Raw genomic sequence first — 21834 nt, 5'->3', positions numbered from 1 at the left:
CAGCTCCTGCCGAGCCTGGGCCAGCGTGGCATGCAGTTGCTCGGGCGTCAGGCCCTTGAGTGCGCAGAAGTTCGGCTCGGTCAGCGTGGTGTGCTCGAAGTCGCGCAGCAGGTTGAAGCGGTCGCGGCGCTGCTGGTCTTCGGCCTCGCGGCGCTGCTGCGTGACGCCGCGGCGGCGCGTCAGTTCATCTACCGCCGCCTGGCGGTGCTCGTCGCTCAACTCGTCGGCCGGCTGGCCGTCAAGGTCGAAGCGGGTCTTGGCCCGGCTCAGCGCGATCAGGTAGCTGGTGCTGCCGGTGTGGCGGCGCAGGAAGGCCGACAGCGACTGGCGCGTGAACACGCCGGGCGCGCGGGCCTGGATGTCGGCCTGGATGCGCAGCTTCAGTGGCTTGGGCGCGCCAGCAAACAGCGCCGGGAAGCGCGACTTCAGCGCCTGGGCGCATTCGGCTGGCGACATGGCCACCGGCGCCGGCTTGGCGCCAGCGGCGGCCGGTGCAGCGTCTTCGGCCGGGGCTTCTTCGCCTTTGGTGGCGTCAGCGTCCACGGCCTCGGTTGCTGCGGCTGCGGGGGTTTCTGCCGCCTCGTCGCCACTGGCTTGCAGGGCCTCGGGTTCAACGGTGGCAGCGGCCTCAGGCGAGTCGCCCGCCTCCGGGCTGGTGGATTCGATGCCGGGCGCGGCGGCGGCCTCTGGCGTCTCGGCCGAAGGGTCCAGGGGCGCCGGGTTCGGCAGCGAAGGGGTCGATGACATGAAGATTCAGAAAGCGCGGGAAAGGCGCGATTGTGCCCATGCTGAGCGGCTTTGCGCGCACAGCCCTTTCAAGCGCTTTGTTACGTGGGGTCGAAGCTTCTCTCATGCGCCCGATTCAGCGGCTGGCGGCGACCTGCGACACCGCCCGCAGATGCTCCAGCTTGGCTGCGTACAGCGCACGGTTGCCAGGTGTGCTGCCATTTTTCGCGGCCAGCGCGAGGTGGCTGCGCGCATTGGGCAAATCACCCAGTTCGAGGTAGACCTGGGCCAGCCAGGCCTGGGCGTCCTGGAAGGTTGGGTCACGTTCGAGTTCGCGGGTCAGTTCATCGCGGGCTTGCAGCCAATCATGTCGCTGCGCCGCGGCCAGGCCGAGGCGGAAGTGGTGGAAGGGCTGCTGCGGCATCAGTTTGGCAATCCGCTGGTCCAGCGGGGTGGCTTCGCTGTCTCGGCCCTCGCTTCGCATCAGGCCGGCCAAATTGGCCAGCGAGCGCAGGTCGGTTGGTTCGAGTGCGAGCGCTTGCCGATAGGCCTGCTCGGCCATAGCGGGAAGTTGGCGGCGTTGGTAGATCACGCCCAGTGTGTTGACGGCAGCGGCGGCGGGTTTTTCATGCGACACCGCGGCTCTGGCCCACCAGTAAGCGGTGTCGAGGTCGCCCTGGGCCATGGACTCGACGGCGCGGTTGTTCTCGAACATCGCGACGACGTCGTCCTCGCTGATGAGCCGTGCGCGCCTGCCGCGCACGGCTTCGGAGGGCATGAAGTCCACGACGAGGGCTTGGCTGTCGCGGCCAAATGCCATCCAGTTGCGCTGCCCGAGTATGACGTTGACATGGCCACTGGCAACCACCATGTCGCCGCTCAGTCCCCAGGTGTCCTCGTCCAGCACCTGTCGGAAGCTGACCTGCAAGCCCAGTCGGTGGCCCAGCGCTGCGGTCAGGATCACCAGCGAAAGACAGTTGCCGGAGCGCGCCTTGAATGCTTCGGCTGCGGTGCGGGTTTGCGTCGCGTCGTAGTCGAGTTTCAGGTACTTGGTGCTTTGCAACGCTTCGTACAGGCCGCGTTGGTTGCCCTCGCTGTGAAGAAACGGTGACAGTTCGCCGCGCAGGAAATGCAGCATCTCGGTGTTCACGGCGAACAGGTCTCTGGTGTCGATGGTTTCCCGCGGCGCGGCGAACAAGCCATCGGCCAGTAGGGCCTCCATGGCCGGTGTCGCTGCGCCCATGCGGGCAACCGCTGCAGGCTGTGAAAGGGACCGCGCAGGATCTTGCGCACAGCCGGCCAGCATGGCGGTCAACGCCAGTGCAGCCGTGCATGCGGCGACGAAACGGGCTTGACCTTGCGTGTGCATGAAACCTCCTGCTGCGCATGGAAGCTGCAGGCCAATGGCCGGCGGCGATGCTTCATCGTAGAGCGGAACCGCTGGCGTGGGAATGGCGCCTTGCCGCATGGGCAGACGTTTTGGTGTGATGCGCAGCGGCGACTTCTGGCATGCCCTTTTTGTAACTCGGCGGCCCCAATGGGAATGGTTACGCCTGCTGCGCCGGGTGGCTGGCCCGAATCATGCTGAAGCAGCGGGCATGAACGGGGATATGACAAGACAAAACCGGCCGACCGACACGGCGGCCGTGCTGGGTGCGATTCAACAGGCAGGCGAAGCGGTACTGGGCTTGACCCACGGGCTGGCCGAGGTCGAATTGCTGGCTTCGGGTACCAAGCGGGGCGAGGTGGCGCGGCAACTGGGGCTGTTGGCCACGGCCTTGCGCCATTTGCCGCGGGATGCAATGCGCAGCATGCCGGAGATCGACTGGGCAGGCTGGCGCGGCATGGCCAGCTCGCTGGATCAGCTCGGCGGCCTGGCCCGCGACGAGGCCTTGTGGTTTGGTGCGCACTCGCTGGTGCCTGCCACGCTGAGCACCTTGCAGCAATACCGGGCCACCCGGCCGGAGCTGTTCAACTACTGGAACTGAGGCTGGCCTGCCGCGAGGGTGCGCCGGTTTGGTGAATGCCGCACGGCCGCAGCGACCGGCTCAGCCGGCCGGCAGGCTGCGCAAGCGACCCAGGTCGTCAGGCGTGTTGACGTTGAAGAAGGCGTCGCTGTCTTCAAAACCGACGAAGGCGCAAGCGTGCTGGCGTGCCCAGTGTTCGACCTGGCGCCGGCCTTGCGCCAGATAGGCCTGCAACGAAGCACGCAGATGGCAGCGCAGGAGGCAGAACACCGGTTCGGGGCGCAGTGCCTCAGCGTTATCGGGGGATCGCGTGGCGGCCATCGCGATCTCGCAGTCTTGCGTGATCGCGGCATTCGCCAGTCGGGCGACCAGGTCCAGCGGGAAATTTGGCGTGTCGCAGGGCACCGTGACCAGCCATGGCGTGGTCGCAGCCGACAGGCCGGCCAGGAAGCCGGCCAGCGGGCCGGGGAAGTCGCCCTCGGCGTCGGCCAGCACGGGCATGCCCAGCGCCGCGTAGTCAGCCAGATGGCGGTTGGCGCTGATCAGGCAGGTGCCGACCTGGGGTGCCAGGCGCTGCAAGGCCCACTCGGCCATCGGCCGGCCGTGCCAGGTCTGCAAGCCCTTGTCGACCCCCCCCAGCCGCTGGCCGCGACCGCCGGCCAGCAGCAGGCCGGTGACCTGCTCGCGCGGGATGCTGGCGGTCATGTTCAGGACCCTTTTGCCCAGAGGGTCAGGTGCTCTTCGAGATGCTGATGCTGGGGAACTTTGACGAGAAGTCCTTGGCGCGCTGCGCGACCTGCACCGCGACCTGACGGGCGATGGCGCGGTAGAGGCCGGCTTCTTCGCTGTCGGGCTGACTCACCACGGTGGGTGCACCAGCATCGGCCTGTTCGCGGATGGCCAGGCTGAGCGGCAATGCGCCCAGATAGTGCACGCCGTGGGTCTCGGCCATGCGCTTGCCGCCGTCGGCACCGAAGATGTGGGCCGTGTGGCCGCAGTTCGGGCAGCAGTAGACGGCCATGTTCTCGACCAGGCCGAGGATGGGCACGCTGACCTTCTCGAACATCTTCAGGCCCTTGCGCGCGTCGATCAGCGCCACGTCCTGCGGCGTGGTGACGATGACGGCACCGGTCAGCGGCACGCGCTGCGAGAGGGTCAGCTGGATGTCGCCGGTGCCGGGCGGGAGGTCGACGATCAGGTAGTCGAGCTCGCCCCAATTGGTCTGGCGCAGCAACTGTTCCAGCGCCTGCGTGGCCATCGGGCCGCGCCAGATCATTGCGTCGCCCGGGTCGACCAGGAAGCCGATGGAGTTGACCTTGATGCCGTGGCCCTGCATCGGCTCCATGCTCTTGCCGTCCAGGGTTTCCGGACGGCCGGAAATGCCCAGCATCGTGGGTTGGCTGGGGCCGTAGATGTCGGCGTCCAGCAGGCCGACCGATGCACCTTCCGCCGCCAGCGCCAGCGCCAGGTTCACTGCAGTGGTGCTCTTGCCGACGCCGCCCTTGCCCGAAGCGACCGCGACGATGTTCTTCACACCCGGCAACAAGGCCACGCCCCGCTGCACCTGGTGCGCCACGATGTGGCTGTTGACCTGCACGTCGACCTGGGTAACTTCGGGCAATGTCCGAGCAGCCGCTGCCAGGGCTGACTGCAGCAGTGCGACCTGGCTGCGCGCCGGGTAGCCGAGCTCGACCTCGAAGCTGACCTTGCCGCCATCGAGGCGCAGGGCTTTCAGCTGGCGGGTGGAGACAAAGTCCTTGCCGGTGTTGGGGTCGACGACGGTTTGCAGTGCCGCGAGAACGGCTTGTTCGGTGAGGGCCATGGGCGTGGAGAGCAGGGGAGGGCGGGGCCGGCGCGGAAGGCGCCAGCAGGCAGCCGGGCGCGCAGTGTCGGTCAGCGGCGGCGCTGCGCGTGGATGGAGAATGCGCTGCAGTCTACCGGCTGCGCCCTTGGTGCATGGGCGCAGCCCACAGGAGCCCTGGTTCGCAGTGGTCCATCTGGAGACGCTTTGCGAACTTTTCACCGGGGCTCGGCAAACCGGAGCCGTTGAATGATGAACGCAAACCATGGTTTTCTTCGCCGCAGGCTGTGCGGGTTCTCGCTGGCATGGGTGCTGGCTGGTTGTGCCGGTGCGGCCAGGGCTGCCACCGCGCCGCCAACCCCGGCGGCCACTGCACCCACGCCGCCGGTGCAGGTCCGCTTGGTGACCGAGCAGGGCACCATCGTGGTGGCTGTTGACCTGGCACACGCTCCTGTGTCCGCTGGCGATTTCCTGCGCTACGTGGACCGTGGGCTGTACGCGGGCGCCAGCTTCTACCGCACGGTGCGGCGAGACAACGATCACGGCACGCCGCAGATCGAAGTCATTCAGGGTGGCGTGGCGGGCGACGACACGCCAGCGCCGCCGGTGGCTCACGAGACCACGCAGGCCAGCGGGCTGCGGCACCATGACGGCACGCTGTCGCTGGCGCGTGGTGCGGTGGGCACCGGCTCGGCCGCGGCGTTTTTCATCTGCATCGGTGAGCAGCCGGGGCTGGATTTCGGCGGCCAGCGCAACCCGGATCGCCAGGGCTTTGCCGCCTTTGGGCAGGTGCTGGAAGGCATGGACGTGGTGCGCCGCATCCACGGCGCGGCGACCGATCCGGCCCAGGGCGAGGACTATGTGCGTGGGCAGTTGCTGGTCAAGCCGGTGCGCATCCTGCGGGCCGAGCGGGTCGAGCCTGCGCCGCAGGCCGTACCGCCCGGCGTGGCGCTGCGCTGAAGCTGCTCAGCGCAGGAACAGCTGATAGACCGGGTTGTCGGTCTCGTCCACGCAGGGGTAGGCCAGGCCGGCAATGAAGTTCTTGAAGGCCTGCTTGTTGCCCTTGGGCACCTGCATGCCAACGAGGATTCGACCGTAGTCTGCGCCTTGGTTGCGGTAGTGGAACAGGCTGATGTTCCAGTCCGGATGCATGGCCGATAGGAAGCGCATCAGTGCGCCCGGGCGCTCGGGGAACTGGAAGCGGTAAAGCCGCTCGTCGCGCGCCAGCTCGCTGCGGCCACCCACCATGTGGCGCACATGCTCCTTGGCCAGCTCGTCGTCGGTCAGGTTGACGGTGGCGAAGCCGTGGCGGGTGAAGCTGCGGGCGATTTTGTCGGCCTCGTCGCGCTTGCTGATGGACACGCCGACGAAGACGTGGGCGATCTTGGCGTCCGAGATGCGGTAGTTGAACTCGGTGACGCTGCGCGAGCCAATCAGTTCGCAGAAGCGCTTGAAGCTGCCGCGCTCCTCGGGGATCGTCACCGCGAACAAGGCTTCGCGTTGTTCGCCAAGCTCGGCCCGCTCGGCGACAAAGCGCAGGCGATCGAAGTTCATGTTCGCGCCGCAGGTCACGGCCACCAGCGTCTGGCCCTTGAGCTTGTGCTCGGCGGCGTACTGCTTCAGGCCGGCCACGCCCATCGCGCCGGAAGGCTCGACGATGCTGCGGGTGTCCTGGAACACGTCTTTCATCGCGGCGCAGACGGCGTCGGTGTCGACGACCACGAAGTCGTCGACCAGCTCTCGCACCAGGCGGAAAGTCTCTTCACCGACCAGCTTGACGGCGGTGCCGTCGGCGAACAGGCCGACATCGGGCAGCGTCACGCGCTTGCCCGCCTTGACCGAGCGCAGCATCGCGTCGGAGTCGACCGTCTGCACGCCAATGACCTTGATCTCGGGCCGCACTGCCTTGATGTAGGCCGCGACACCGGAGATCAGCCCGCCGCCGCCGATGGCGCAGAAAACCGCGTGGATGGGCCCCTGGTGCTGGCGCAGGATTTCCATCGCGATCGTGCCCTGGCCGGCGATCACGTCCGGGTCGTCGAACGGATGCACGAAGGTCAGGCCCTGGGCCTTTTCAAGCTCGACCGCGTGGCCGTAGGCGTCTGAATAGCTTTCGCCATGCAGCACGACTTCACCGCCCCAGCCGGCCACGGCGTCGATCTTGACCTTGGGTGTGGTGACGGGCATCACGATGACGGCGCGGCAGCCCATGCGCTTGGCGCTCATGGCCACGCCCTGGGCATGGTTGCCTGCCGAGGCGCAGATGACGCCGCGCTGCAGCTTTTCCGGCGGCAGGTGCGCCATCTTGTTGTAGGCGCCGCGCAGCTTGAAGCTGAACACCGGCTGCAGGTCTTCACGCTTGAGCAGCACCTGGTTGCCCAGGCGCTTGCTCAGCGTGCGGGCCGGGTCCAGCGCGGTTTCGTCTGCAACGTCATAGACCTTGGCGTTCAGGATCTTGCGCAGGTAGTCGTTGGCGCTCGGCGGCGTGGCCGCTTGGATCGCCATGCTGGTGCCGGACATGGAACGACTGGATGCCGGGCGCGCCGCAGGGCGGGCCGGACGGGCGGCGCCTGCCATGGCGTCTCTCCTCGGTGCAATGCTGGTTGAAATGACTTCGCACGCATCGCCCGGAGGGTCTGCCACGCAGAAGCGCTGCATGGTAAAGCAGCGCGCTGTGACCTACGCCAGATGTCGCCAGACAGAAAAAAGCCCGGAGCTTTGCAGCTCCGGGCTGAATCCACCAATGGAGGAGGTGGAGGAGACAACCGGGGCATTGATCGATAGATCCATCAATGCGATGAATAGAGTTTAACCGCACTTGTGCTGCGCTGCAATATGTTGCAAGCGGCCCGTGGCGAACCTTCAGCGGGGCGCGCCGCGAGATAATTCACATTTGGTGGCGTCGCGAGCCTGCGGCGCTGCCGTCATACGAGGATGAAGTCGATGGAATGCACGATCCACTGGGTGCCGGAAACCGGCATGTCGATGCTGGCGGAGACTGGCAGCGGCCATTTGCTGAGCATGGACGGCGCGCCTGAAGGCGGCGGCCGCAACCTGGCGCCGCGCCCCATGGAAACGCTGCTGGCCGGTGCTGGCGGCTGCACGGCCTACGACGTGGTGCTGATCCTGAAGCGCGGGCGACACGAGGTGAGCGGCTGCACTGTGTCCCTCAAGGCCGAGCGTGCGTCGGTCGACCCGAAAGTCTTCACCAAGCTGCACATGCATTTCGTGGTGACCGGCAAGCAGCTTCCGGAGGCCGCGGTAGCGCGGGCCGTGGCGCTGTCGCACGAAAAGTATTGCTCGGCCACAGCGATGTTGGGCCGCACGGCGGAGATCAGCACCAGCATTGAAGTGCGCGAGGCTGGGGCCTGAGGCTGCGCGGCATCGTCAGATGTAGTGTGCGGTGGTCGTCATGACCTTGGCTGCCACCCGCATCAGGCCGCGAACGGGGGGCGGCAGCCGATGGGCCCCGGCGGCCTCAGCCTGTTCCGAATGCCGGACTTCGTCTGCATGCATCTGCGCCACGATGGCGCGTGACGCATGGTCCTCGGTGGGCAGGCGCGCGAGGTGGCTGGCCAGATGCCGGGCCACCTGCCGCTCAGTCTCCGCGACAAAGCCCAGGCTCCAGCGGTCTCCGGCTCGGCCGGCCAGCAGGCCCAGCGAGAAAGCGCCGGCGTACCAGAGCGGGTTCAGCCAGCTGGCGTGGCTGTTCAAGGCCTTCAGGCGTTCCGCCGTCCAGGCCAGGTGATCAATCTCCTCGTCGGCGGCTTGTTGCAGATCCCGCCGCAGCGCGGGATCACGTGTGCCCAGCGCCTGTGACTGATAAAGCGCCTGCGCACAAACTTCGCCCACATGGTTCACACGCATCAGTGCGCCGGAAAGTCGCTTCTGCGACGCGCTGAGTGCCGTCGCGCCAAGCTCGGGCTGCGCAGGGCTGGCGCGGTTGGCTCTCGCGCCGCCTGAGAGCGTGCGCAGCGCTTGATCTGCGTTGATCAACAAGGTGTCGAGCATCCTGGGTTTCTCCCCATTGCTGGCGTTATGTGAATTTCGCAAGACGCCATTGTGACGCGTTCGTTTTTTGGCCACCCGTTGTCCATAGGCAACGACCCTGGGCCGGATGTGCCTGAAAGTTTGCCTCCTTGGCGGGGCTCTGGTGCAATCACGCTCAGCTTCCGCATCAGGGTTTGCCTTTAGTGCGCTCCGGACCAGCCGCTCAATGAAGCGGCCAGGCCAACCCTCCGGATCTCTCGTACCAATCTTGGAGATAGTTGCAATGAAAAAAACTCTGCTCGCTCTGGCAGTTCTGGGTGCTTTCGCCGGCGCCGCTTCCGCTCAATCGTCGGTGACCGTGTACGGCAAGCTGGACTTGGCACTGGCCAAGACCGTGGCTTCCAAGGACAAGCAAGTTGCCGACAACAACGGCAGCCGCATCGGCTTCAAGGGTTCTGAAGACCTGGGCAATGGCATGTCGGCCATCTTCCGGATTGAAAGCCAAATTTCTGCCGACACCGGCGCTGCACAAGGCGGAACCACCTTCTGGAACCGTTGGTCCTCCGTGGGCCTGAACACCAAGTTCGGTTCCCTGCAACTGGGTCGCATGGAAAGCGGCGCCTGGGATGTGGTGAGCTCTGCTGACCCGTTCGGTGGCGACACCATTGCTCAGCTGCGTGACGTTGGCGCCACGCTGCGCACCAGCAAGTTCGACGCCACGCAGGCGTTGGTGGATGTGCGTCGTCTGGACAATTCTGTTCGCTATGACGGTGCTTTTGGTGCCTTCAAGCTGTCAGCTTCCGTTGCGGAAACTTACGGCGCTGGCACCGAGAAGCCCTATGCGGTCGGTGCTTCCTACACGATGGGTTCGCTGATGGTCGGTGGTGCGTACGAAGCCACCACGTTTGAAAACCAGAAGATGTGGACCGCTGTCGGTTCCTACGACTTCGGCATGGCCAAGCTGTCCGGCTCGTATTCCGATGGCAAGACCATTAATGACGTTGACGTCAAGGGCTTCCTCGTTGGCGTGGTTGTGCCTTACGGCGCCATCAACCTGAAGGCTGGCTACGCACAGTCCAAGGTGGACTTTGCCGCAGGTTCGCAGACCCTGAAGAAGGCTGGGCTGGGCGTGGAGTACAAGCTGTCCAAGCGCACCAAGATCTATGCTGACTACGCCCGCATCGGTGGCGATGTTGGTGGCAGTTTGGCGGCCGACAACAAGAACGGCTACGACTTCGGTCTCAGCCACTCGTTCTAAGTCTCTCCAGGCATTTGCGCAGTCACTCTGCGCGAATGCCGTGTGAGCAAAAGCCCGACAGGCCATGCCTCTCGGGCTTTTTTATTTCTGTCACATCGGCTCTTGCCAAGGCGCGACTCAAGTTGTCGAGTCGGCCTGCGTCACTCAGGGCTGGCTTGCGCTGGCTGCCGGCGCCGCGGTGGAGGCCGGAGAAGTTGCAGAGGCGCGAGACGGCTTGGTTGATGCCTGATCGGGTAGCACCAAATTGGCCCGTTGGCCGCAGCCAGCGCACAGCAGTGCCAGGGCCAGCCCTGCAGCCAGCGTTGCAGTTCGCGGCAGGCCACAGAAGGCATGCGACGAAGAGGTCTTCAAAGGTGCTCGCTTTTGCGGCGCCACTACACTGAACATCACGCAATGCGGCATAACTGAATTTTAGCGATGACCACGACAGCTCCGACCCTGACTGACGCGCAATACCACGAACTGGCTCACCTGGCGCTCGCCAGCGTCGAAGCTCAGATCGACCAGTGGCTGGACCGGGATGTGATCGACATCGACACCCACCGTACCGGCGGCCTGCTGGAGTTGTCGTTCCCCAACGGCAGCAAGATCATCCTGAACACCCAGCCGCCGCTGCACGAGATCTGGCTGGCGGCGCGAGGCGGCGGTTTCCACTACCGATGTGACGTGGCGGCTGGCCGCTGGGTCGATACGCGTGATGGCAGTGAACTGTTCCAAAGTCTTTCGCATCACGCCAGCGCGCAGGCTGGCGTGGCACTTCTGTTCACTGGCGCCTGACGGCGGCGCGGTGCCTCCTCGGGACTCTTTGACGTCAGTTCACACGGCGGCGAGCGAATCTGGTCGGGATGGGCTTCCTACCGGAACAGGTCCAGGATGCCTTTCTTCTCGTCCTCGTTTGGCGGCGTGGGCAGGTGTTCTTCTGTGTTCAGGCTGCTGACGCCCTGGCCGCCACTGAACTCGTCGTAGTACCACTCGCCCGCCACGTTGACCACACCTGGCGTGGGCTGCACTTCGGCCACCGGCACGCCTTTGAGCGCCTGGCCCATGAACTCGATCCAGACGGGCAACGACAGCCCACCGCCGGTTTCACGGTCGCCCAGCTTGCGTGGGTTGTCGTAGCCGATCCAGACGACGGCTGCCAGCGAAGGCTGGAAGCCGGCGAACCAGGCGTCCATGGAGTCATTGGTGGTGCCGGTCTTGCCATAGATGTCCGGCCGCTTCAGCGTGGCCTGCGCGCGAGCCGCCGTGCCGGAGCGTGCGACTTCCTGCAGCAGGCTGCTCATGATGAAGGCGTTGCGCGGTTCGATGACGCGCAGCGATTCATCAGGCGGTGCAAGCCGGGTTTCATGCAGCACGCGGCCGCGGGTGTCGGTCACCCGCGCGATCAAGACCGGGTTGACGCGGTAGCCGCCGTTCGCAAACACGCTGTAGCCGGTCACCATCTGCATTGGCGTGACCGAGCCCGCACCCAGTGCCATCGTCAGGTAAGGATCGTGGCGCTCCTTCTCGAAGCCAAATCGGGTGATCCATTCGCGCGCATAGGGCACGCCAATGGCCTGCAGCACGCGGATCGATACCATGTTCTTGGACTTCGCCAGTGCACGCCGCAGCGACATGGGGCCGTCGAAGGTGCCGTCGTAGTTCTTCGGCTCCCACGGTTGGCTGCCGGTGCTGCCGGCGTCGAAGAACAGCGGTGCGTCATTGACCACCGTGGCTGGCGTGAAGCCTTTTTCGAGTGCTGCCGAATAGATGAAGGGCTTGAAGCTGGAACCCGGTTGCCGCCACGCCTGTGTCACGTGATTGAACTTGTTCTTGCCGAAATCAAAGCCGCCAACAAGGGCGCGGATGGCACCGGTTTGCGGCTCCATCGATACGAATGCCCCTTCGACCTCCGGCTGCTGGGTCAGTGTCCAGTCACCCTTGACAGTCTTCAGTACCCGCACGATGGCGCCGCGTCGCACTTGCACCTTCGGGTCTGCGCGGTCTGACAGGCCGGAGGTCGCTGGCTTCAGGCCTTCTCCAGTGATCGTCAGCGCTTCGCCGGATTGCAGTGCTGCAATGACCTTCTTGGGCGACGCCTCCAGCACCACCGCGGCCTTCAATTCGTCGTTATCCGGATGGTCTGCCAGCGCTTCCGCAATGCGTGCGTCCAGCGCCTTGGGGTCTGCCGGCAGGTCCACATAGGCTTCCGGGCCGCGGTAGACCTGCCGCCGCTCGAAGTCCATCAGACCCTTGCGCAGCGCGTGGTAGGCCGCGGCCTGATCCGAGGCTTGCACCGTCAACTGCACGTTCAGCCCGCGGGTGTAGGTATCAGCGCCGTATTGGGCAAACATCAATTGCCGCGCTGCTTCCGCGAGGTATTCCGCATGCACTGGCACCTCGGTTGGCGTGCGGTATTTCAGGGTTTGTGCGAGGGCGGTCTCGCGCTGCTCGGCGGTGATGAAGCCGTTATCCAGCATGCGGTCCACGATGTAGCGCTGCCGCACTGTTGCCCGGCGCGGGTTGGCGATCGGGTTGTAGGCCGACGGCGCCTTCGGTAGCCCGGCGAGCATCGCCGCCTCGGCCACGGTCAGTTCCCGCAATGGCTTGCCAAAGTAAATTTCGCTGGCGGCCGCGAAGCCGTGCGCGCGCTGCCCCAGGTAGATCTGATTCATGTAGATCTCAAGGATGTGGTCCTTGCTCAGGGCGCTCTCGATCTTCAGCGCCAGCAGCACCTCGTAAAGCTTGCGAGTGATCGTTTTTTCGGTCGACAAGTAAAAATTACGCGCAACCTGCATCGTGATCGTCGATGCGCCCTGGCTGCCTGCGGCACCGAACTGCGCAACGCCAGCTCTCAGCACGCCCAGGTAGTCCACGCCGCTGTGTTGATAGAAGCGGGCGTCTTCGATCGCCAACACCGCGTGTTTCATCACGTCTGGAATCTCGGCAATGGGTGTGAACTGCCGCCGTTCGTCGCCATATTCGCCCAACAGGACGCCATCCGCGGAGAAGACTCGCAGCGGCAGCTTTGGGCGGTAATCCGTGATCGCGTCCAGCTCCGGAAGATTCGGATAGGCGACCGCCAACGCAATGCCGCCGCAAATCAGGCCGGCCGCTCCCAGTGCCAGGGCCACGCCAAACAGCGCCGCCAGCACTCGCAACAGTGCGGCCACCGCCCGCGAAGCGGGGGCGACGGCGGCGTTCGAACTGGAGTGCTTGCCGGGACCTTTGGATGAGGAAGAGGCGGGATCGTTGGGGTCGGCGTCGCTCATGGTTCTCCCGTTGAGCTGCCGATTATAGGAAGTGGAAGTTGCTTCAACTGCCGTTGGCTCAGGCAGCCAGCGCATGGCGCAAACACAGCTTTTGGGTGGAGGCGCAAAGGTTCCGCACCGGTATCGTTTGCTTACCAATCAGTCAGTCTGGCGCAACGGACGCGCGGATTCGTTCCGGGGAAATCCTTGGTTCGTCAACAAGCTTGCTGCTAGCATTGAAGTGCTTTGTTAACTTTGCGCCCGTTCACGGTGTCGCTGGAGCCATCTCCCGTGGGTTTTCTTGATCGCTTTCTGGGCCAGAAACATCCCCAGATGATGGGTCTCGACATCAGTTCATCCAGCGTCAAGCTGGTTGAACTGGGTCAGTCATCGTCCGGCGAATTGGTGCTCGAACGACTGTCCAGCGAGCCTTTTGAAAAAGGCTGGATCGTGGATGGGCAAATCGAGAAATTTGATGAAGTGGCCGATGCGGTGCGGCGCGTTGTGGCCCGCAGCGGCACGCGCACCCGACACGTCGTGATGGCCATGCCGGCCGCAGCGGTCATCACCAAGCGCATCGTGCTGCCTGCCGGTCTTCGTGAAGAGGAGATGGAGCTTCAGGTCGAAACCGAAGCGCATCAATACATCCCGTTCTCGCTGGACGAAGTCAGTCTGGATTTCTGTGTGATTGGACCGAATTCGAATTCGGCCGGTGATGTGGATGTGTTGATCGCTGCTTCGCGAAAAGACCGCGTGCAGGACCGGCAAGGCCTGGCCGAGGCGGCCGGGTTGACGCCGGTTGTGCTGGACATTGAATCGCATGCCTCCCGTCTGGCCATGACGCGGCTGGTCGCCGCTTTGCCTGACCAAGGCAAGGACGCTTTGGTCGCGTTGTTTGAAATTGGCGCGGATACCACCAGTCTCAAGGTCCTGCGGGAAGACGAGTTGCTGTACGACCGCGACCAATCTTTCGGGGGTGCCCAACTCACGCAGTTGATCTCGCGGCAATACGGCTTTTCATATGAAGAGGCGGAGCAGAAAAAGCTCAGTGGCGATCTGCCCGAAGACTATGGCCCCACCTTGCTGACGCCGTTTGTGGACAGCTTGGCACATGAAATTGGCCGTGCTTTGCAATATTTCTTCACCAGCACGCCGCATCACAAGGTGCATTACGTGATGCTGGCGGGTGGCGCGGCATCCATGACCGGGTTGCGCGAACGCGTCAAGGACGTCACCGGTTTCGCCTCGCGCGTGGTGAATCCTTTCGAGAACATGAAATTAGGGCCGGCGGTGCGGGAGGCCAAGCTCAAGCGTGAGGCGCCGTCTTACCTCACGGCCTGCGGCCTGGCCATGCGGAGATTTGTGCAGTGATCCTGATCAACCTGTTGCCCCACCGAGAGGCGCGCCGGCAGGAACGCAAGCGGGCATTTTTCGCGGCCCTGGGACTGGCAGCCATTGTGGGTGCCGGTATCGTCCTGCTTTGGTATCTCGTGTTGCAGCAATTGACTGCCGCGCAGAACTCCCGAAACAGCTTTCTGAAGACGGAAATCACCAAGCTCGAAGTCAAGATCAAGGACATCGCGGACTTGAAGGCTGAAATCGAAGCCTTGAAGGCGCGACAAAACGCTGTGGAAAACCTCCAGACGGATCGGAATGTGCCGGTCTATCTGTTGAACGAGCTTGTCAAGCAGACGCCCGAGGGTGTCTATCTGACTGCCGTCCGTCAAAGTGGGAATCAGGTCACTGTCAGTGGCGTTGCCCAGACCAATGAGCGTGTTTCCGAGTTACTGCGCAACACTGCCTACAACTCCACGTGGTTGGAGCGTCCTGAGTTGGTGGAAAGCAAGTCCGCCAACATTCTGATTGGCAAGGATCAACGCAAATTGTTTGATTTTTCCATCAAAGTGTCGATCAAGCGGCCCGCTCCGCCTGCGGGGGCTGCCAGCGGCGCGGCACTTGGCAAGCCTGCGACCGCCAAAGTGTCCTGAGTATTGACCATGGCGACACAGAAAAAAACCTCTCAAATCGACGTCGGGGCGTCGCTGCGTGCGGCGGGCGGCCAGTTTCAGGGCTTGGACCCCAAGGAGCCCGGACAGTGGCCGATACTGCCAAAGGCTGTGGTCTGGCTATTGGCTGCCGTCGTGGCTGTGGTGGTGGGCTGGCTGTTATTGATCAGTGATGAAACAGATCGTTTGGCGCAATCCCGGGACCTTGAACCAAAACTCAAGACCGAATATCGGCAGAAGCTCACCCAGGCCGTCAATCTTGAAGAGTTACGCAAGCAAAAGGAACAGGTTCAGGAGTATGTGACTCAGCTGGAAAAGCAATTGCCAGGCAAGGCTGAGATGGATGCGCTGCTGTCGGACATCAATCAGGCCGGTGTTGGGCGGGGCATGCAATTTGAGCTCTTCCGGCCGGGGCAGGTGGTGGTGAAGGACTATTACGCCGAGTTGCCAATCGCCATTCGGGTGTCCGGTCGCTTCCACGACATTGGTTCATTCGCTGGGGATGTCGCCAATCTTTCGCGCATCGTCACCTTGCACAATTTGGTTATCACGCCCACTACAGCCAAGGACAACTCGGGTGCCTTGGTCATGGAAGCCACAGCGCGGACCTACCGCTATCTGGATCCAGCCGAGGTGGCTGAGGTCAAGCGAGAGGCTGCTGCAAAGGTGAGCGCAAAGAAGAAGGGCAAGTCATGAGTCGGCAGTTTTTGACTTGGCTTGGGTTGGGACTGATCCTGTTGATGGCTGGCTGTTCTGGTGACAACCAGGAGATTCAGGCCTGGATGGATCAACAGGCGAAAGAGGTTAAGCCGAATGTGCAACCGATTTTACCGCCGCGGAAATTCGAGCCGGAGCCTTATGTTGGCAGTGTTGCGCCGGAGCCGTTTGGTGCGGGCAAGATGGTGGCGGGGACACGACTTGATGCGAGAGGCTCAAATGCGATCCTCGCGGCTGAAATGCGCCGCCGGAAGCAACCGTTGGAGTCGTTTCCTCTGGATGGCATGAAGATGGTCGGCAGTGTGAATCGAGGGGGCCAGCCTCATGCATTGCTGAAGGTTCAGGGGCTGCTGCACTACGTGAAGGCGGGCGATTATCTGGGTCAGAATTTCGGCAAGATCACCAAGATTTCCGAAACCGAGCTCGAGTTGCGTGAAATCGTGCAAGACGCCTCTGGCGAGTGGATTGAACGCACCAGTACCCTCCAGCTTCAGGAGTCGGGGCAATGAACAACAGGTTGGAGTCACGCAAGATGCGTAGTTGGTACGCGGCAGCCCTGGCGCTGTCGATCGGGATGATGGCGCCGGGCTTAGCTATGGCGCAAAACGTCATTCGCTCGGTCACCGGTTCGCAACAGGCCAATGGCGAAGTGATTCGGGTTGAACTCAGCCAGCCTTTGGCTTCTGCGCCCACCGGGTTCGTGGTCCAGGCGCCACCTCGGGTGGCCATCGATCTGCCGGGTGTCACCAATGGTTTGGGCACGTCCAGTGTAGAGGTTAACCAGGGCAATGTTCGGTCTGTCAACGTTGCCAATTCCGGTGATCGCACCCGGCTGGTAGTGAGCCTGAAGCAGGCAACTTCCTACAAGACAGAGATTCAAGGCAAAACGCTCTTGATCCTGTTGGATTCGCAGGCTTCAGCAGGTGCTGCCCAGGATGCGGTGCATTTCGCCACCAACCAGAATTCCGAACAGCTGGCGCTTCGGGACATTGATTTCCGGCGTGGCCCAGATGGCGCTGGGCGCGTCGTAGTGGGGCTGGCCAACACCCAAGTCGGCGTAGATTTGCGGCAGCAGGGCCAGAATTTGGTGGTGGAGTTCCTGCATTCCACCCTGCCGGAGAGTCTGCGTCGCAAGTTGGATGTTTCCGACTTCGGCACGCCTGTGCAAGGCATTTCGGCTGTGCAAAATGGTGACCGAGTTCGTCTGTTGATCGAGCCTCGCGGTGCCTGGGAGCACAGTGCCTATCAGACCGATACGCAATTCGTGTTGGAAGTTCGTCCGGTGCGCATGGATCCGAACAAACTGGTGCAGGGTCCCGGCTTCCAGGGTGAGAAACTGTCGTTGAACTTCCAGAACATTGAAGTCCGCGCGCTGCTGCAAGTTATCGCGGACTTCACCAATTTCAACGTGGTTACCAGTGACACTGTGACCGGCAGCGTTACGCTGCGCCTGAAGGATGTGCCCTGGGATCATGCGCTGGATATAATCTTGCAGGCCAAGGGTCTGGGCATGCGCAAGTCTGGCAACGTGCTGTGGATCGCGCCCAAAGAAGAACTTGCCGCCAAGGAGCAGGTGGATCTTGAGGCAAAAAAGAAGATTACGGAACTGGAGCCCGTGCGGACCCAGTCCTATCAGCTCAATTACACCAAGGCCGAAGAGATTGCAAAGGCCTTGACCGGGCAAGGCAGCGCTGCCGGTGCTGGATCCGCCGCGTCAGGCTCGGGGGCCAACGCAACACGGATTCTTTCGCCACGAGGCTCGGTGTTGGCTGAAGCCCGAACCAACCAGCTTTTTGTGTCGGACATTGCTTCCAAGTTGGAAGAGGTGACGACCATGATTTCCAAAATTGACATTCCAGTGCGCCAAGTGTTGATCGAGGCGCGCATTGTCGAGGCTGATGACAAGTTCGGCCGGGCATTGGGTATCAAATTGGGGGCTACTGACCTGCGTGGCGTCAATGGGGGAGTTCCCGGCTATTCGGTCGGCGGTAGCAACTACGTAACGGTGGGCGGCAACTACAACCAGGTTGGTTATCAGACCAATCAGCAGGGCACCGACACCGCTTACTCCAACAGCCAGTTCGTGAGCCTTCCGGCCAATACCAGTGCCATCAGCACGGCCTCCGCTGCAACGATGGCACTCTCGCTTTTCAGTGCGTCCGCCAATCGCTTTCTGAACTTGGAACTTAGCGCATTGGAAGCGGAAGGCAAGGGCAAGATCGTGTCCAGCCCGCGGGTGATCACCACCGACCAAGGCAAGGCTGAAGTCGAGCAGGGCGTGGAGATCCCGTACCAGATCGCTTCGTCAAGCGGCGCCACCGCGGTGTCCTTCAAGAAGGCGAGTCTGCGTCTGGAAGTGACGCCACAAATCACACCAGAAGGCAATGTGATTCTCGCGCTCGAAGTCAACAAGGATAGTCGAGGCGACAACACCACCGCAGGCCCGGCGATCAACACCAAGCACGTGAAGACCCAGGTGCTGGTGGAGAATGGCGGTACAGTCGTCATCGGTGGCATCTTTACGCAGGAGGAGCGCGACGAGGTCAACAAGGTTCCGCTGCTGGGTGATATTCCTTATCTTGGTGTTTTGTTTCGCGACACGGTTCGGTACAACAACAAGACGGAACTGCTGATGTTCATCACACCTAAGATCATCACGGACAGGTCTGCAGCTCGCTGAGTATTTGCATCGGCTTGGGCCGAAGAGGAATAGAGGGGAAATGATGGTTCGGAAGAAAATTGCTGCGGCTTGGTTGCTTTTGGCAGCCATGTTGCAAGCCTGTGGTGGTGGCGGAGGTGATGCAGGCACGCCCGTGGTTGGTGGCGGTGGCGGAGGCGCAAGCACGGTTGCGGCGTTGCGTTTGGACCTTAGCTCCGCAACGATCATCAACACGGCGCCCGCGGCAGTCACCGTTACTGTTACTGCGGTGGATGCAAATAATCAGGTTGTTAGCGACGCTCCTGTAGTTGTAACGGCGGACAGCGGCGGTGTTGTTACTTCTACTGCTTCTGCGACCGATACATCTGGCGTGCTGACCTCTTCGGTCGGGATGGGGGCAGATACCACTGTTCGTACGATTACGGTCACCGCGACAAGTGGGAAGATAACTGGCGCTGCGCGAATTTCAGTGGTAAGTACCAGTGGCGGCACGACAGTTTCAGCCCTTCGTGTTGAACTGAGTTCCGTTGCGATTGCCAATCAAGCACCGACGCCCGTAACGGTCACGGTTACGGCAGTTGACTCTAACAATCAGGTTGTCAGCGGCGCTCCGGTAGTGGTCACCGCAGACAACGGCGGTGTTGTTACTTCCACGGCCTCCTCCACCAGCACATCTGGCACATTCATTTCGACCGTGAGTATGGGTGCAGACGCATCCACGCGGACGATTACGGTGACCGCTACCAGCGGTAACGTGACTGGTACTGCAAAAATCAGCGTCGTGGAGAGTGTCAGCGGGGGGGCGGCTTCGCTTGCCTTGGCGCTTTCCGCTCAAACCGTGACAGCTTCGAATCCTGTCACGGTATCGGTGACCCTGCAGGATGCGAGCGGGAATGCTGTGCCCAGCGCTGTCGTGTCTTTCAGCACGACACTTGGCCTCGGTACGTTCAGTTCTAGCACGGCACTCACTGATTCAACTGGCAAGGCATCTGTGCTGTTGTATCCGGTGAGTACCACAGCCACAGGCGCCGATTACGTTGTGGCTTCCGCCACTGTCAGCGGCACGGCTTTGACGAAGAGCCTCGGATTCCAAACCAGTGCGACATCCGTTGGCATCCAAACCTTCACCTCTGGGTTGACCGGTGCTCTGAGCGCTTATGGTCAAGCCACGTTGAATGTCAGCCTCTCGGGAACGACGGCAGGTACACCGGTCGGTTTGTCCATTCAGTCGCTGTGCGCCAATAAGGGCAAGGCAACCATTACTCCTGCGTCCGTGACAACGTCCAGTGGATCGGCTAGTTTTACGTACAAGGATGTACAGTGCGGTGCGACGGATACGACCGACACAGTCACGGTGACCGTGGTGGGTACCTCCACCAGCGGCTCTCTGACCATTCCTTTGTCTCAGCCTTCCGCCGGCAGTCTTGGCTTCGTTTCTGCGTCGCCGCAGACGATCTATCTGAAGGGTTCCGGACTGGGCGAAACTTCTGTGGTGACCTTTGTGGTCAACGATCAAGCGGGTAATCCGCTCCCGGGCCAAAGCGTAGCGCTTCAGCCGACCACGACCGTTGGCGGGTTGACCATGGATGCGCTGGGTGTGAATACTGATGGTTCCGCGCCTACGGAAACGAAGATCAGTGACTCGAATGGCCAGGTGGCAGTTCGAGTGAGTTCTGGAACTGTGCCAACCCCTGTTCGAATCAAGGCGACGTTGACCAGTGCAGGCATTTCTACGGTATCAAGTAACTTGAGCATCGCCGTTGGACTGCCGTCCCAGTTGAATTTTTCGCTGTCTCAACAGACGATCAACATCGAAGGCATGAACCATGACGGGACAACCAATACTTACACGGTGATCGCTTCCGATCGAATGGGCAACCCCGTGCCAGCCAACACGACGGTGAATTTCGTGGCCGAGGGTGGGCAAGTCCAATCTCAGGGATTCACTACCATCACAAATGGTTTGGCTGGAACGACGGTGAACTTCCAGTCGGCGGATCCGAGGCCTGTCGATGGGCGAATCACCGTGGTGGCTTATGCGCTGGGTGAAGAGTCGTTCATTGACATGAACGGGGACAACAAATGGGACAGTATTGAGGACTATCAAGATCTGGGTGCTGTGTTCCTGAGTCGTAAATTCAGCCAAGCCTATAATGCGGGCCAAAGCGATCAGTTCATCAAGGGGGCGGGAACCATTGCGTGCCACTCTCCGAGCAGTTCCCTACTTGCCGTCAACGCAAGCATTCCTTTCCAAGCGGGTACTTGCGACGGCACCTGGAGCAATGCAGGCTATGTTCGTCGCGCGGCGGAGACTGTGCTATCCACGTCTGGTTCCCGTCTCATGTGGTTCAGAGATGCAACGTCTACGCCGGTCGTCGCCAATGTGTCCGGTGGTTTGCTTGATGATGGATGTCAGGCGCAGTCCATCGTGGTGGCGGACGACGGCTTCACTACGAGTAGTGCTACTTACTACCGCATGGCAAGCGGATCGTTGTACAAGCTGCCTGCAGCGGGGAGTCTGACTTTCCTGGTTTCTGACGAGAACAACAATCGCCTCAATCCGATGCCCGCTGGCACCACCGTTACCGTGTCGGCGACGGACGGCATCACCACCAGTGTGAGCGGTGGGTCGCCGGTGGCCAATACTTCGACGGCGACCGCTGCGGCGATCAGCTACAAGTTCACAACTGCTAGTTCTGGGACTATCTACATCAGCACAACTTCTCCGTTGGGCTTGACGACGACTTTCCCGGTGGCTGTGTCGACTTCCGCGGCGCCGCCTTCCGGGACCGCCTGCTCGTTGTGATCGTCAGTTTGGTTGGACTGCCGGGCAGCGGTAAGTCCACCATTGGTCGCCAACTCGGGCGCAACCTGGGCTGGCGGTTCGCGGACAGTGACCATGAGATCGAGCAGCAAATCGGCTGCTCGATCTCTACATATTTCGAGCTGCATGGTGAGCCGGCATTTCGTGACGTCGAGGAGTTGGCCATCGCGCGGCTCGCGGTGCGAGATGGATTGGTTTTGGCAACCGGTGGCGGTGCCGTGCTGCGCGAGACCAACCGCCACGCGCTCAAGGCGGATGGCAATCTGGTCATCTACCTGCGATCGCAAGTAGATGACCTGGCCCGCCGGCTGCAGCACGACACCCAGCGTCCTTTGCTCAAAGGCGTGCCGCCTCAGGTTCGGTTGCGCGAACTGTTTGCGCAGCGCGACCCGCTGTATCGCGAGATCGCTGACTTCACCGTCGACACGGGGCGCAGTTCCGTGGCAACTTTGGCGCACTTGATTGCGATGCAACTGGAGCTTGCTCGGCCTGAGCAGTTCAAGGGCCCGGCAAGCGGCTAGTACGTATTCAGCCCCCCAACCATCCATCGAGGGTCGTCGCCGCAGGGCACGGCCGAATCGACTTGAATTGCCTCTTGTAAGCTGCTGATTTGACTAGAACACTGCGGCCTCATGGCAATCACTCCGAGCATCGCG

Annotated in this window: 19 protein-coding genes; 12 read left to right on the top strand and 7 right to left on the bottom strand. The window is 62.2% G+C overall.

Annotated elements, in window-relative coordinates; all coding sequences use genetic code 11:
- Together FKP22_RS33680 and FKP22_RS03325 are read right to left on the bottom strand one after the other, a co-directional pair.
- A partial coding sequence (locus tag FKP22_RS33680) for a ProQ/FINO family protein (RefSeq protein ID WP_233446800.1) occupies positions 1 to 747 on the bottom strand: 747 nt, incomplete at its 3' end.
- A 115-nt stretch (positions 748 to 862) separates the two neighbouring features.
- Positions 863 to 2095, bottom strand: a complete 1233-nt coding sequence (locus FKP22_RS03325) for a tetratricopeptide repeat protein (protein WP_141285159.1) — start codon at positions 2093 to 2095, stop codon at positions 863 to 865.
- A 229-nt stretch (positions 2096 to 2324) separates the two neighbouring features.
- On the opposite strand from FKP22_RS03325, the gene FKP22_RS03320 reads away from it, so the two are divergent.
- A complete protein-coding gene (locus FKP22_RS03320; protein ID WP_170200730.1) occupies positions 2325 to 2714 on the top strand; it encodes a ribonuclease HepT family protein in 390 nt (129 codons plus the stop codon).
- A 60-nt stretch (positions 2715 to 2774) separates the two neighbouring features.
- Here FKP22_RS03320 and mobA read toward each other — a convergent pair whose 3' ends face one another.
- Positions 2775 to 3398 (bottom strand): molybdenum cofactor guanylyltransferase MobA, encoded by a 624-nt coding sequence (gene mobA, locus FKP22_RS03315; protein WP_141285155.1) that lies wholly within the window; start codon positions 3396 to 3398, stop codon positions 2775 to 2777.
- A gap of 25 nt (positions 3399 to 3423) precedes the next feature.
- Positions 3424 to 4515: an iron-sulfur cluster carrier protein ApbC gene (gene apbC / locus FKP22_RS03310; protein ID WP_141285153.1), complete on the bottom strand. Its 1092-nt coding sequence runs from the start codon at positions 4513 to 4515 to the stop codon at positions 3424 to 3426.
- Between the two features lie 228 nt (positions 4516 to 4743).
- On the opposite strand from apbC, the gene FKP22_RS03305 reads away from it, so the two are divergent.
- Positions 4744 to 5454 carry a peptidylprolyl isomerase gene (locus tag FKP22_RS03305; protein ID WP_211361286.1) on the top strand — a complete coding sequence of 237 codons (711 nt, stop codon included), beginning with the start codon at positions 4744 to 4746 and terminating at the stop codon, positions 5452 to 5454.
- A 6-nt stretch (positions 5455 to 5460) separates the two neighbouring features.
- On the opposite strand, the gene ilvA is transcribed toward FKP22_RS03305, so the two are convergent.
- On the bottom strand, positions 5461 to 6999 hold the full coding sequence (gene ilvA / locus FKP22_RS03300) for a threonine ammonia-lyase, biosynthetic (RefSeq protein ID WP_211361287.1): 1539 nt from the start codon (positions 6997 to 6999) through the stop codon (positions 5461 to 5463).
- A gap of 438 nt (positions 7000 to 7437) precedes the next feature.
- On the opposite strand from ilvA, the gene FKP22_RS03295 reads away from it, so the two are divergent.
- Positions 7438 to 7866 carry an OsmC family protein gene (locus FKP22_RS03295; protein WP_141285151.1) on the top strand — a complete coding sequence of 143 codons (429 nt, stop codon included), beginning with the start codon at positions 7438 to 7440 and terminating at the stop codon, positions 7864 to 7866.
- A 15-nt stretch (positions 7867 to 7881) separates the two neighbouring features.
- Here FKP22_RS03295 and coq7 read toward each other — a convergent pair whose 3' ends face one another.
- Complete coding sequence (coq7, locus tag FKP22_RS03290) at positions 7882 to 8505, bottom strand: 2-polyprenyl-3-methyl-6-methoxy-1,4-benzoquinone monooxygenase (RefSeq protein ID WP_141285149.1); 624 nt, start codon at positions 8503 to 8505, stop codon at positions 7882 to 7884.
- A gap of 247 nt (positions 8506 to 8752) precedes the next feature.
- Here coq7 and FKP22_RS03285 point away from each other — a divergent pair, with 247 nt between their 5' ends.
- Positions 8753 to 9742 carry a porin gene (locus FKP22_RS03285; RefSeq protein ID WP_170200729.1) on the top strand — a complete coding sequence of 330 codons (990 nt, stop codon included), beginning with the start codon at positions 8753 to 8755 and terminating at the stop codon, positions 9740 to 9742.
- A gap of 417 nt (positions 9743 to 10159) precedes the next feature.
- Positions 10160 to 10519 (top strand): iron donor protein CyaY, encoded by a 360-nt coding sequence (cyaY, locus tag FKP22_RS03280; protein ID WP_141285145.1) that lies wholly within the window; start codon positions 10160 to 10162, stop codon positions 10517 to 10519.
- Positions 10520 to 10596: 77 nt separating this feature from the next.
- On the opposite strand, the gene FKP22_RS03275 is transcribed toward cyaY, so the two are convergent.
- Positions 10597 to 12993, bottom strand: a complete 2397-nt coding sequence (locus FKP22_RS03275) for a penicillin-binding protein 1A (RefSeq protein ID WP_141285143.1) — start codon at positions 12991 to 12993, stop codon at positions 10597 to 10599.
- Between the two features lie 270 nt (positions 12994 to 13263).
- Between FKP22_RS03275 and FKP22_RS03270 the strand changes: the two genes are divergently transcribed.
- From FKP22_RS03270 to FKP22_RS03240, 7 genes are read left to right on the top strand one after another with little or no spacing between them, the layout of a single operon-like run.
- Positions 13264 to 14343: a pilus assembly protein PilM gene (locus FKP22_RS03270; protein ID WP_231011952.1), complete on the top strand. Its 1080-nt coding sequence runs from the start codon at positions 13264 to 13266 to the stop codon at positions 14341 to 14343.
- Positions 14340 to 14960, top strand: coding sequence for a PilN domain-containing protein (locus tag FKP22_RS03265; protein ID WP_141285141.1), 621 nt, complete (start codon positions 14340 to 14342; stop codon positions 14958 to 14960). The genes FKP22_RS03270 and FKP22_RS03265 overlap by 4 nt, the downstream gene beginning before the upstream one ends.
- Positions 14961 to 14969: 9 nt before the next feature.
- Entirely contained in the window at positions 14970 to 15674 is a 705-nt protein-coding gene (locus tag FKP22_RS03260; RefSeq protein WP_141285139.1) for a type IV pilus inner membrane component PilO, read from the top strand.
- On the top strand, positions 15671 to 16204 hold the full coding sequence (locus FKP22_RS03255) for a pilus assembly protein PilP (protein ID WP_141285137.1): 534 nt from the start codon (positions 15671 to 15673) through the stop codon (positions 16202 to 16204). Before FKP22_RS03260 ends, FKP22_RS03255 begins: the two co-directional genes overlap by 4 nt.
- The gene (locus tag FKP22_RS03250) at positions 16201 to 18375 is read left to right on the top strand and encodes a type IV pilus secretin PilQ (RefSeq protein WP_231011953.1); all 2175 of its coding nucleotides are present in this window, start codon (positions 16201 to 16203) and stop codon (positions 18373 to 18375) included. Before FKP22_RS03255 ends, FKP22_RS03250 begins: the two co-directional genes overlap by 4 nt.
- A gap of 40 nt (positions 18376 to 18415) precedes the next feature.
- Entirely contained in the window at positions 18416 to 21160 is a 2745-nt protein-coding gene (locus tag FKP22_RS03245; RefSeq protein WP_141285135.1) for a beta strand repeat-containing protein, read from the top strand.
- Positions 21157 to 21699 carry a shikimate kinase gene (locus FKP22_RS03240; RefSeq protein ID WP_141285133.1) on the top strand — a complete coding sequence of 181 codons (543 nt, stop codon included), beginning with the start codon at positions 21157 to 21159 and terminating at the stop codon, positions 21697 to 21699. The genes FKP22_RS03245 and FKP22_RS03240 overlap by 4 nt, the downstream gene beginning before the upstream one ends.
- Positions 21700 to 21834: the final 135 nt, after the last annotated feature.

It is taken from the genome of Ideonella azotifigens, from assembly GCF_006519715.1.
GTDB classification, from domain to species: Bacteria; Pseudomonadota; Gammaproteobacteria; order Burkholderiales; family Burkholderiaceae_C; genus Ideonella; species Ideonella azotifigens.
This window is presented reverse-complemented; position numbering and strand designations above follow the sequence as displayed.

Bases quoted from the DNA above. Each gene is read 5' to 3' on its own strand.
- mobA (WP_141285155.1), bottom strand. From the start codon at position 3,398: ATGACCGCCAGCATCCCGCGCGAGCAGGTCACCGGCCTGCTGCTGGCC.
- FKP22_RS03275 (WP_141285143.1), bottom strand. From the start codon at position 12,993: ATGAGCGACGCCGACCCCAACGATCCCGCCTCTTCCTCATCCAAAGGT.
- FKP22_RS03255 (WP_141285137.1), top strand. From the start codon at position 15,671: ATGAGTCGGCAGTTTTTGACTTGGCTTGGGTTGGGACTGATCCTGTTG.
- FKP22_RS03320 (WP_170200730.1), top strand. From the start codon at position 2,325: ATGAACGGGGATATGACAAGACAAAACCGGCCGACCGACACGGCGGCC.
- coq7 (WP_141285149.1), bottom strand. From the start codon at position 8,505: ATGCTCGACACCTTGTTGATCAACGCAGATCAAGCGCTGCGCACGCTC.
- cyaY (WP_141285145.1), top strand. From the start codon at position 10,160: ATGACCACGACAGCTCCGACCCTGACTGACGCGCAATACCACGAACTG.
- FKP22_RS03245 (WP_141285135.1), top strand. From the start codon at position 18,416: ATGATGGTTCGGAAGAAAATTGCTGCGGCTTGGTTGCTTTTGGCAGCC.
- ilvA (WP_211361287.1), bottom strand. From the start codon at position 6,999: ATGGCGATCCAAGCGGCCACGCCGCCGAGCGCCAACGACTACCTGCGC.
- FKP22_RS03260 (WP_141285139.1), top strand. From the start codon at position 14,970: ATGGCGACACAGAAAAAAACCTCTCAAATCGACGTCGGGGCGTCGCTG.
- apbC (WP_141285153.1), bottom strand. From the start codon at position 4,515: ATGGCCCTCACCGAACAAGCCGTTCTCGCGGCACTGCAAACCGTCGTC.
- FKP22_RS03325 (WP_141285159.1), bottom strand. From the start codon at position 2,095: ATGCACACGCAAGGTCAAGCCCGTTTCGTCGCCGCATGCACGGCTGCA.
- FKP22_RS03295 (WP_141285151.1), top strand. From the start codon at position 7,438: ATGGAATGCACGATCCACTGGGTGCCGGAAACCGGCATGTCGATGCTG.
- FKP22_RS03305 (WP_211361286.1), top strand. From the start codon at position 4,744: ATGATGAACGCAAACCATGGTTTTCTTCGCCGCAGGCTGTGCGGGTTC.
- FKP22_RS03250 (WP_231011953.1), top strand. From the start codon at position 16,201: ATGAACAACAGGTTGGAGTCACGCAAGATGCGTAGTTGGTACGCGGCA.